The organism is Duganella paludis (genome assembly GCF_054461335.1).
Window position 1 is genome coordinate 3,816,482 of the sequence record NZ_CM136922.1, and the last position, 11,388, is coordinate 3,827,869.

At 65.3% G+C, this 11,388-nt stretch carries 6 protein-coding genes; all 6 read left to right on the top strand.

Annotation, left to right across the window (positions count from 1 at the left end; translation table 11 throughout):
- The first annotated feature begins 63 nt into the window (after window positions 1–63).
- From ACXZ1M_RS16900 to ACXZ1M_RS16925, 6 genes are read left to right on the top strand one after another with little or no spacing between them, the layout of a single operon-like run.
- A complete protein-coding gene (locus ACXZ1M_RS16900; RefSeq protein ID WP_459048827.1) occupies window positions 64–864 on the top strand; it encodes a hypothetical protein in 801 nt (266 codons plus the stop codon).
- Window positions 865–870: 6 nt separating this feature from the next.
- Entirely contained in the window at window positions 871–2,319 is a 1,449-nt protein-coding gene (locus ACXZ1M_RS16905; protein WP_459048828.1) for a cytochrome c3 family protein, read from the top strand.
- Window positions 2,316–4,256 (top strand): heme-binding protein, encoded by a 1,941-nt coding sequence (locus ACXZ1M_RS16910; RefSeq protein ID WP_459048829.1) that lies wholly within the window; start codon window positions 2,316–2,318, stop codon window positions 4,254–4,256. Before ACXZ1M_RS16905 ends, ACXZ1M_RS16910 begins: the two co-directional genes overlap by 4 nt.
- Window positions 4,246–6,273: an SH3 domain-containing protein gene (locus ACXZ1M_RS16915; protein WP_459048830.1), complete on the top strand. Its 2,028-nt coding sequence runs from the start codon at window positions 4,246–4,248 to the stop codon at window positions 6,271–6,273. Before ACXZ1M_RS16910 ends, ACXZ1M_RS16915 begins: the two co-directional genes overlap by 11 nt.
- A gap of 1 nt (window position 6,274) precedes the next feature.
- Window positions 6,275–10,036 (top strand): hypothetical protein, encoded by a 3,762-nt coding sequence (locus tag ACXZ1M_RS16920; RefSeq protein WP_459048831.1) that lies wholly within the window; start codon window positions 6,275–6,277, stop codon window positions 10,034–10,036.
- The gene (locus tag ACXZ1M_RS16925; protein ID WP_459048832.1) at window positions 10,033–11,388 is read left to right on the top strand and encodes a multiheme c-type cytochrome; all 1,356 of its coding nucleotides are present in this window, start codon (window positions 10,033–10,035) and stop codon (window positions 11,386–11,388) included. The genes ACXZ1M_RS16920 and ACXZ1M_RS16925 overlap by 4 nt, the downstream gene beginning before the upstream one ends.

The following is an 11,388-nucleotide window of genomic DNA, read 5'->3' on the forward strand; positions in this document are numbered from 1 at the left end:
ATAGTTAAATAATCTGACACCAGCCTACAGCCAGAAGTCGCACTTATGTTGCAAGAGAATTTCATGTCATTCCAGCGCTTTCGCTATGCCAAGTGGGCCATTGTCCTGCTGGTGGCTTGCATCGCGCTATACGCCGTCGACAATCCGCCGATCAAACCAGGCGGCGGCACCATCCTCGGTTACGTGCTCGGCACCTTGGGCGCGCTGCTGATCCTGTTCCTGCTGCTGCTCGGCGTGCGCAAACGCGCTTACGCCTCGCGCATGGGCACACTGCGCGGCTGGCTGTCGGCCCACGTCTACCTCGGCCTGGCGCTGGCGGTGGTGGCGACGCTGCACAGCGGCTTTGAATTCGGCTGGAACATCCACACCTTCGCCTATGCACTGACCATGGCCGTCATCATCAGCGGCATCTGGGGCGTGGTGCTGTACCTGTACCACCCGTCGCTGATGGGCGACCTGCTCGACGGCCGCACGCTGGACCAGATCGCGCAAGACCTGCGCGACCTCGACGACCGCTGCCGCATGCTGGCGCAAGGCCGTCCGCCGATGCTGCTGGCGCTGGTGGAGGAATCGGCCGCCTGCGCGATCTTCAACAAACGCCGCCAGCGCCTGACTGGCCGCAACCGCCAATGCGCCACCGCGCGCGTGCTGACGCGCCTGCGCGAAGTGGGCGATCAGGCCGACCCGAACGCGAACGAAATCTACACCCTGCAATTCCGCCGCCTGCAACAGCTCAAACGCATCCGCTCCTTCGTGCGACTGCGCACGCTGACGGAAATCTGGCTCCTGTTCCATGTACCGATGTCGATCGCACTGCTGGTCGCGCTGGCCGCGCACATCGTCTCGGTTTTCTTCTACTGGTAATCGCTTATGCAATCTCGCAACAACGATAAGCTCCAGACGGAGATCGATGCACTTCAACGTCCGCTGGTCGGACGCCGGGGCATGTCATGGCTGCTGTTCGTGCTGGTGCTGCTGGGCGCCCTGGTGCTGCCGGTGCTGGCGTCGGTATGGCCGGACGTCTTCCATCCGGTGGAGGAGACGGCCGTCAAGCTGCGCAAGACGCCGGCGCCGGCGCCGGTGCTCAACCACGCTTATGTGCGCGCCTCGCCGACGGCGCTGGGACTGGACGCGCAATGGAATCCGGGCACGCTGTCTTCGTCGCACCAGCCGTTTGGGCTGGACTGCAAGTCCTGCCACTCCAAGCCGTTCCAGCAGGTGCAGGATAAGGACTGCCTCGCGTGCCATCGCGGCATCGGCAATCACGTGGCCGACAAAGTCGCGTCGATGCCGGCCCTGCACGAAACGCGCTGCGCCACTTGCCACCGCGATCATCAGGGTCCGGAGGGATTGGTGTCGCAGAACCGCCGTTACATTGGCGCCGGTTGCGCGTCCTGCCATGCGGACCTGGAAAGCAAGCTGCCGGGCACGCAGGTGGCGAACGTCAAGGACTTCGCCAAGGCGCACCCGCAATTCCGCGTGCAGGTGGCGGCGTCCGACACCACCTTCGTGCGACTGCGTCAGGGCAGCCAGGCCGTCGGCCAGGCTAACACGCTCAAGTTCCCGCATGATAAACACCTGGCCGTGGGCGGCATCGCCGGGCCGGAGGGCAAGACCAGGCTGGAATGCGCAAGCTGCCATCGTCCAACCCAGAGCGGTGTCGGTTTCGAGCGCGTGAGCATGCAGCGCGACTGCCAGTCCTGCCACGCGCTGGCGTTTGAGCCGGCGCTATCGCAGCGCCAGGTGCCGCATGGTGCGCCGTCCGAGGTGCTGTCCACGCTGCGCGAGTTTTATGGCTACGTTAGTGGCAGCAAGGTTGCCATCGATGCGCCGCCGGCCGGTGGGCCGGTGTTCACGGTACGTCCCGGCATGCCGGAGCGTGCGGCCGCCAGCTTCGTGCAAGGCCCTGACGATGCGCGTGCACGCGCCGCTGCTGCCGCGACTGAGCTGTTTGAGAAGACTTCGTGCATCACCTGTCATGAAGTGAGCCGCGTGTCCGGTCCGGGCAAGGCGGGGACGCCGGGTGCGGATCTGCCGCAGTGGAAGATCGCGCCGGTTACGCCGTCGCATCCGTGGATGCCGAAGGCTGGATTCGATCATGCAGCACACCGGCAGGCGCCATGCGCCGATTGCCATCTGGCGGCCAAGTCCAGCAAGTCCAGCGATGTGCTGATGCCGACCATTAAAGAGTGCCGCGATTGTCATGGCGGCACGGAGCCGGTGGTAGGCAAGGTGAAGTCGGATTGCGCGATGTGCCACGGTTATCACATGCCGGACCTGCACACGGGCGCCAAGCCTGCCAAGGCGATGAAGCCATGAGTGCGCGCACACACATATCGTTCCTGATGATGGCTGCCGCGCTGGCTGCGTGCAGCGGCGGTGGCTCCAATGCTGTATCGCCCGGCACGGGTGGCGGCAGCACGCCAGGCTCCGGCTCCGGCAGTTGCTTCACGCCTGCCACCACGGCGCAGTCGATTACGGCGGCCGAAGTGGAACAGGTGCTAGCACAAGGCGCGGAAGCCGCGTCCAAATTGGGCGCCAAGGCCACCTTCGCCGTGGTGGACCGCGCCGGCAACGTGCTGGCCGTGTACCGCATGACCGGCGCCGGCACGACCGTGAATATCCTGAGCGGCAGCGGCAAGAACAGCGCTGACAGCCCGCAAGGCCTCGATGGCCTGAGCGGTTTGATCGGCTCCGACCTGGCGGCCGTGGCCAAGGCGCTGACCGGCGCCTACCTGTCCTCGTCCGGCAACGCCTTCAGCACCCGCACCGCCAGCCTCATCGTGCAGGAGCATTTCGTTCCGGGCATCGCGCAGACCGCAGGCGGCCCGCTGTTCGGCGTGCAGTTCAGTCAACTGCCTTGCGGCGATCTGGTTCAGCGTGGCGCCGGTATTGGCATCGGACCAAAACGTTCGCCACTGGGACTGTCGGCCGATCCGGGCGGCTTTCCCTTGTATAAAAACGGCCGCGTGGTTGGAGGTATCGGCGTGATCGCGGACGGTGTGTATGGACTCGATCCGAGTCCAACCACCAGCGGTGCGGACCTCGACGAACGCATCGCCCTGTCGGCGCAAAGCGGCTTCGCCGCGCCGGACTGCATCCGTGCGGACCGCATCACGGCGGGCGGCGTGACGCTGACTTACGCGAACGCGGCTTCCGCACCGGTGGCGGTGACGGCCAAGCGCATCGGCGATCTGGCTGCCGGCGACCTGCTGGCGGTGGACGGCTACTACGACGGCACGGCCATCCTGGCCGGCGTCGCGTTCGGCGAGCCGGCCTCCGGTTTCGTCGCGCAGGGCAGCACGCAGATACTGGTCAACGCGACGCAGGGCAATCGCTATCCGGCCAGCGCTTCGCTGTCGCCGGCGCCGGTGGCTTCCGGCGGCGCGGGCATGAGCGCGGCCGAGGTGCAGGAGTTGTTGTCGCAGGCTTTGGGCGTGGCCGCACAGGCGCGCGCGCAGATTCGGATACCGGTAGGTTCGGCGGCCGAGGTGACGGTGTCCGTGGTGGATACGGGCGGCCATGTATTGGGCCTGGCGCGCAGCGGCGACGGTCCGGTGTTCGGCGTGGATGTGTCCTTGCAGAAGGCGCGCACGGCGGCGTTCTTCTCGTCGACCGGGGCGTCGGCATCGTTGTCGTCCTTGCCGCAGCTGGGCTACTTCAATGGTTCGCTCAAGCAGGGCGCTTTGTTCGGTATCGATGGCTATATGGCTGGTTCGCGCAGCTTCTTCGCCAATGGGGCGGCGTTCAGCGATGGCGTGGCGTTTTCGGCGCGCGCGATCGGCAATATCGCGCGGCCCAATTTCCCGGACGGGATAGATGGTAATCCGGCAGGGCCGTTGTCCAAGCCTGCCGCCACCTGGAGTCCTTTCAACGTCGGCTTGCAGCTGGATCTGGTGTATCCGTCGCTGGTGGGAGCGATCCTGGCGCCGGCGTCGGCCAATCGCAGCTGCACGGGCAATGCCATCGGGCTGGAAAACGGCATGCAGACTTTCCCTGGCGGTTTCCCGATTTATCGCGGTGCTACCTTGATCGGCGCGATCGGCGTGTCCGGCGACGGCGTGGACCAGGATGACATGATCGGCATGCTGGGCGTGTCGCGCGCGGCGACTGCGCTGAAGACCGGCATCGGCCATGCGCCGGCCGCGCGCCGCGCCGACACGCTGGCGCCGCAGGGCCGCCACCTGCGCTATGCCCAGTGCCCGCAGGCGCCGTTCAACAACAGTACAGAGCAGAGCGTGTGTGATGGCATATAGAACCGCATTCGCTCTCGGCGCGGCCACGGTCCTAGTTGCCGTCGCCGCGCAAGCCGCACCTCTGCAACAGCTGCAAGTGCTCGCCGTCACCTTACCGGTGCGCGCCGAGCCGTCGGTCCGCGCTTTGCCTCTGGCCGAGTTGTCGCGCGGCGCGGTGGTCGCCATTCTTGAACAGCGCGGCGACTGGTACAAGGTCGCGGTGGACGGCCAGCGTGCCGGTTGGGTACAAATGGTGCCCGCCGAATATGATGAAATGACCATCGAGGTATTCAACGCGCCCGCCGGCGCTGCGCTTGCCGCCGCCGCTGGTGCGGACGGCGATGGTGTCGGCCAGTCCGGCATCACGCCCGCGCGTCCCGGCGCGACAGCCGGCGTGCCGCAACTGGCCGTGGTTCCGACCATCGATCCCTTGCAAGTGCCGCCGCCGCAAGCGCACTTGCCGCGCGAGTCCATCTCCGTGCCGGACCGCTGGCGGCTGATGCAAACCCTGGGCTTCAAATTCCCATGGTACGACCCATACAACCAGAACGCCTTGAAGGCGGACCTGCCCGTACTGCGGCAGTACGCTCCGGACCTGTTCTTCAACGTCGGCGTGGTCTCGGACTCGCTGCTGGAACTGCGACGCCTGCCAACACCGGTGTCCGGCCAGATAGGCATCGCGCCCGGCGCGAACGACATCTTCGGCCGTGGCCAGCAAACGATCATGGTGCAGAATCTGATCCTGAACCTGGGCCTGAGCAAAGGCGACACCACCTTCCGACCGCCGGACTACGAATTCCGCTTCGTCCCGGTGTTCAACTTCAACCGCGTGATGGTGGAGGAGGCGGGCGCGCTGCGCATCGACCCATCGCTGGGCAGGCGCCGCAACGACAACTTCGTCGGCGTCCAGGAACTGTTCGCGGATATCCACCTGCGCAACGTCTCCGACCGCTACGACTTCGACAGCCTGCGCGTGGGCGTGCAGCCGTTCACCAACGACTTCCGTGGTTTCCTGTTCCAGGACTCGCCGTTCGGCGTGCGCCTGTTCGGCAACCGCGACAACAACCGCTGGCAGTACAACATCGCCGCCTTCGCGCGCTTTGAAAAGGACAGCAACAGCGGCTTGAACGCCGTCGGCAAAGGCCTGCGCCACGACCAGATCTACCTGGCCAATCTATACCGCCAGGACTGGCCATTTATTGGCTTCACCTCGCAGGCCAGCGTGGTCCACAACCGCAACTCGGAAACCGAGAAGACCTACGACACCAACGGCTTCCTGGTGCGCCCGGCCTTCCTCGGCGACCTGCGTTCGCACCGCTACCACGTCACTTATCTCGGCTACAGCGGCGACGGCCATATCGGCGAGTGGAACCTGGCCACGTCGACTTATCTGGCGCTGGGCCACAATGAACACGATCCGCTGGCGCACACGGCGCAGAAAATCCGCGCCGGCTTCCACGCCAGCGAACTGTCGCGCGACTTCAGCTGGATACGCGCGCGCGCCTCGTTGGTGCTGGCCTCCGGCGACAAAGACCCTTACGACAACAAGTCCACCGGCTACGACGCCATCTTGGAAAACCCGCAGATCGCCGGTTCGGACACCAGCTTCTCGATCCGCCAGAACCTGCCTTTGATCGGCGGCGGCGGAGTGGCGCTGTCGGGTCGCAACGGCATCCTGCCGTCGCTGCGTTCGTCCAAGGACGAAGGCCAGTCCAACTTCGTCAATCCCGGCCTGGCATTGATCGGCGTGGGTGCGGACCTGGACCTGGCGCCGGAGCTGCGCGTGTTCGGCAACGTATCGTATTTGCGCTTCATGGACACCCGCGTGCTGGAAGTGCTGCGCGCGCAGGCATTGCCCTCGAAAGAGATGGGCATCGATTTCTCGGCCGGCATGCATTGGCGGCCTTTCTACAACCAGAACGTAATCATCAACAGCTCCGTCGCCGCCCTGCGGCCCGGCAAAGCGCTCAAAGCCCTGTATGGCCAGAAGCAGGGCACGCTGTATTCCGTTTTATTCAACATGGTACTGAGTTTCTGACATGAAGGCGTTCAAACACATCCTCGCACTGGCGCTGTTGCTGATGGCCGCAGCGGCGGTCTCGCTGGTGAGCGCCAATTCCACGGCGGTCGTGAGCCTGCGCCAGTACATCATGGCGCCTGCCGCACCCGCCGCGCAAAGCGAGCAGCAGGCCGACGCCAAAACCTCGGGATGCCTGAGCTGCCACACCACGACCGACCGTCACACCATGCACGCCAATCCCGGCGTGGTGCTGGGCTGTACCGACTGCCACGGCGGCAATGCCTCCGTGGTCGGCGAAGGCAAACCGGATAGCCCGGCTTACCGCTCGGCGCAAGACGCCGCGCACATCCTGCCGCGCAACGAGAAGTATTGGCAGTATCCGTCGTCGGCCAATCCACAGGGCTCCTATGCCAAGCTGAATCAGGAGCATCCTGCCTACGTGCGCTTCATCAATCCCGGCGATCTGCGGGTGGCGCGCGATGCTTGCGGCGCCTGCCACCTGCCGATCATCCAGGCGCAGGAGCGCAGCCTGATGGCGACGTCCGCCATGCTGTGGGGCGGCGCCAGCTACAACAACGGCATCCTGCCGTACAAGCGCTACATCCTTGGCGAGTCCTACACGCCGGAAGGCGCGGCGGCGGCCATCGTCAATCCACTGCGTGTGGACCAGCAGCTGTTTGTCGAGAAGGGCATTCTGGATCGCCTGTATCCGCTGCCGGCGTGGGAGACCATCGCCCCGGCCGACGTGTTCCGCGTGTTCGAGCGCGGCGGCCGCGTGATCGGCAGCCAGTTCCCGGAAGTCGGTTTGCCGAACAGCTCCGGCACGCTGCAAAAGCTCGATGAACCGGGGCGTCCGGACATCCACCAGTCGAACCGTGGCCCTGGCACCGGCGGCCGCATCGCCGTCCCGGCCATCAATATCACCAAGACGCGCTTGAACGATCCGCACCTGTGGTTCCTCGGCACCAACGAGCAGCCGGGCGATTACCGTTCTTCCGGTTGCACCGCCTGCCACACCATCTACGCCAACGACCGCGATCCGCTGCACTCCGGTCCTTACGCGGCGGCCGGCAACAGCGGCATGAGCAAAACCGTCGATCCGACCATACCGAAAAACCGTTCCGGCCATCCGATCAAGCACGAATTCACCCGCGCGATTCCATCGTCGCAGTGCATGACTTGCCATATGCACCAGCCGAACATCTTCGTGAACTCGTTCTACGGCTACACCATGTGGGACTACGAATCGGATGCGCCGTCGATGTGGCCGAAGAAGCAGAAGTATCCGACCGACGCCGAGATCCGCGCCATCCAGGCGCGCAACCCGGAAGAGGCGGCGATACGCGGCAACTGGAGCGATCCGGAGTTCCTGAAGAACGTCTCCAAGCTGAATCCGACCCTGAAGGACACCCAGTTCGCCGACTACCACGGCCACGGCTGGAACTTCCGCGCCATCTACAAGCGTGACCGCAAGGGCGCGCTGCTGGACAAGACCGGCAACATCATCGACGACAACGATCCGGACAAATTCAAGAAGACTGTGCACCTGGCTTCCATCCACATGGAGAAGGGCATGCAGTGCGTGGATTGCCACTTCTCGCAGGATGCGCACGGCAATGGCCACATTTATGGCGAAGTGGCTGCAGCCATCGAGGTCGATTGCATCGATTGCCACGGCAGCGCCTCCAAGTACCCGACCTTGCGCACCAGCGGCCCGGCTGCCAAGCCGGGCGGCATGGACATGTCGCTGTTGAAAACTCAGGACGGCCGCCAGCGCTTCGAATGGCGCGAAGGCCGCTTGTTCCAGCGCGCCGCCACCGATCCGAAGAAGGAATGGGAAGTCAGCCTGGTGAAGGATTCCGTCAATCCGGCCAATCCGCATTACAACGAGAAGGCCGCGCGCGCCAAGTTGATGAGCGCCGGGCCGGAAGGCCAGCAGGGCAAGTGGGGACCGGGCGTCGGCAAGCTGGCGCACGACAACGACAAGATGAGCTGTCACAGCTGCCACCTGTCCTGGACCACCAGCTGCGCCGGTTGCCATTTGCCGATCCAGGCCAACTGGAAGACGGAACGCCTGCACTACGAGGGCGGCGAGTCGCGCAACTACGCTTCCTACAATCCGCAGGTGGCGCGCGATGACATGTTCCAGCTGGGCGTGGCCGGTCCGGTCAAGGGCTCGAAGATCACGCCGGTGCGTTCCAGCTCCGCGCTGGTGCTGTCGTCGGTGAACGCCAATCGCGAGAAGATCTACATCCAGCAGCCGCCGATTGCCGCCAGCGGCTTCTCGTCGCAGGCCTTCGCGCCGCACTATCCGCACACGGAGCGCAAGGAAGAGACCAAGACCTGCTCCGACTGCCACGTCTCCAAGGCCAACGACAACAACGCCATCATGGCGCAGTTGCTGCTGCAAGGGACCAACTTCGTCAACTTCGTCGGCTACAACGCCTGGATCGGCGAGGCCGGCCACGTGGAAGCGGCCACCGTCACCGAGTGGGACGAGCCGCAGGCGGTGAAGGGCAGCTACCTGCAGCGCTACGCCTATCCGGACTGGTACGAGCAGCACAAGGACCGCAAGATGGAGCTGACCGAAACGCACTCGCATCCGGCCGATGGCGCGGCCAACTGCCTGCAGCTGCGCGGCGAGTACCTGTTCACTGCGGAGGGCAAGGGCGGCCTGCGCGTGTACGACGTGGCCAGCATCGCCAACAAAGGCATCTCGCAGCGCATCGTCACCGCGCCGTATTCGCCGCTGGGCCAGAACACGCAAGTGAAGTCGAAGGACGCGACCTGCATGGCGCTGCCGACCAACCAGCCGATCGCGCCGACCCGCAACACCGGCGACTTGATGCGGGTGACCAATCAGGAGCAGGCCTTCCATCCGATCTATCACTACGCCGCCATCAGCGATGCGCAGGAGGGCCTGATCCTGGTGAACGTGGACACGTTGGCCGACGGCGAGGCGCGCAACAACTTCCTCAAGCGCGCACTGACGTGGAATCCGAACGGCCTGCTGAACGGCGCGCAGCACATCGTCCTCGGCGGCCATATCGCCTACATCGCCGCCGATGCCGGCATGGTGATCGTCGACCTGGACGACCCGCTCAAGCCGCGTCACCTGGCCACCATCGCGCTGAACGGCGCGCGCGCCTCGGCGCTGCAGTTCCGCTACCTGTTCGTGACCGACAAGAGCGGCCTGCGCGTGATCGACGTAACGCTGCCGGCCAAGCCGGTGCTGCTGCCGGGTGGCGTAGCGCTGGCCGATGCGCGCAAGGTCTACCTGGCGCGCACCTACGCCTACGTGGCGGCGGGCAAGCAGGGCCTGGCCATCATCGATATCGAGAAGCCGGCCGCACCCAAGGTGTACCAGATGTTCGACGCCGATGGCCAATTGAACGATGCGCGCGACGTCATCGTCGGTTCCACCAATGCCTCGCTGTTCGGCTACGTGGCGGACGGCGCCAATGGACTGAAGGTGCTGCAACTGACCGCACCAGATACGCAGCCGCGCTTCTACGGCTTCTCGCCGGAACCGAAGCCGCAGCTGATCGCGTGGAGCCGCACGCGCTCGCCGGCGCTGGCGTTGTCCAAGGGATTGGACCGCGATCGCGCGGTTGATGAAACGGGTGGCCAGATCGCCGTGTTCGGCCGTATCGGTTCGCGTCCGTTCAACGCCGCCGAGATGGCGAAACTGTATTTGCGGCCGGATTCACAGGTATGGACTGTGAGCGACCAGGGTGTGCCCGGTGACTATGTGCCGCGCACCCAGAAAGGAAAGAAATGAAAAGGATGCTGTCCGCCTGCCTGATGCTGGCCTGCGGGCTGGTGCTGGCCGCCAGTTCGTCCACCACGCCGGTGCTGCCCAACGCTTCGCCGCACCAGTCGGTGGGCACGGTCAACTGCGCCAGCAGCACCTGCCACGGCGCCGTCGCGCCATGGACCGGTTCCAATGTGCAGCAGAACGAGTACACCACCTGGCTGCGGCTGGACAAGCACGCCAAGGCCTATGCCATCCTGCTGAACGCGCAGTCGCGCTCCATCGCCGCCAAGCTGGGGCTCAAGCAGGGCGCCGAGAACGCGCAGGAATGCCTGGACTGCCACGCGCATACGCCGCCGCCGGCGCAACGCGGCGAGCGCCACATGGTGACGGACGGCGTGGGCTGCGAAGCCTGCCACGGCCCGGCCGATAAATGGATACGCTCGCACACCGCACCCGGCGCCACCCATGCCGACAACGTCGCCAAGGGCATGTACCCAACCGAGAAGCCGGTGGAGCAGGCGAAGTTGTGCCTGTCCTGTCACGTGGGCGACAGCAGCCGTTTCGTTTCGCACCGCCTGATGGGCGCGGGCCACCCGCGCCTGAGCTTTGAGCTGGACACCTTCGCCCAACTGGCGCCCGCACACTACAAGGTCGATGACGACTGGCGCAAGCGTAAGGGCGACTACGACAGCGTGCGCCTGTGGGCCATCGGCCAGGCGCTGGCGTCGAAGAACCAGCTGGACGCGTTGACCGATCCGAAACGCGGCCGCGATGGCCTCTTCCCGGAACTGGCGCTGTTCGACTGCCACTCCTGCCATCACCCGATGAGCGAGAAGAAGTGGACGCCGCGCCTCGGCGTGGGGCCGGGCCGCATGCGCCTGAACGATAGCAACCTGCTGATGCTGCGCGCCATCGTGCGCGCCACCGATCCATCCGGCGCGAATGCGTTCAGCGACCAGGTGGCCAAGCTGCACATGGCGGTGTCGGGTAATCCGGGCGATGCCGGTCGCGGCGCCGATCCGCTGGCGCTGGCCGCCGCGCTGTCGGCCAATATTCAGCGCTACATCGGCAAGCTGGAACAGCAGCGCTTCACGCCGGCCTTGCAGCGCGCCGTGCTGGCGGGCTTGATCGATGAAGCCAAACGCCAGCAATTCTCCGACTATGCCGGCGCCGAACAGGCTTATATGGCGATTTCCAGCGTGTCGTCGTCGCTGGCGCGCGAGGGGGCGCTGGGCGGCCCGGCCGGCGCGGCCGAGATGAACCGCAAGCTGGCCGCGCTGCGCGCGTCGCTGGCCAACGAAGACGCGTTCAAGCCGGACGTATTTGCGAAAGGCCTGCAAGGCCTGTCGCGCACCATTTCACTGCAGGCGAATTAA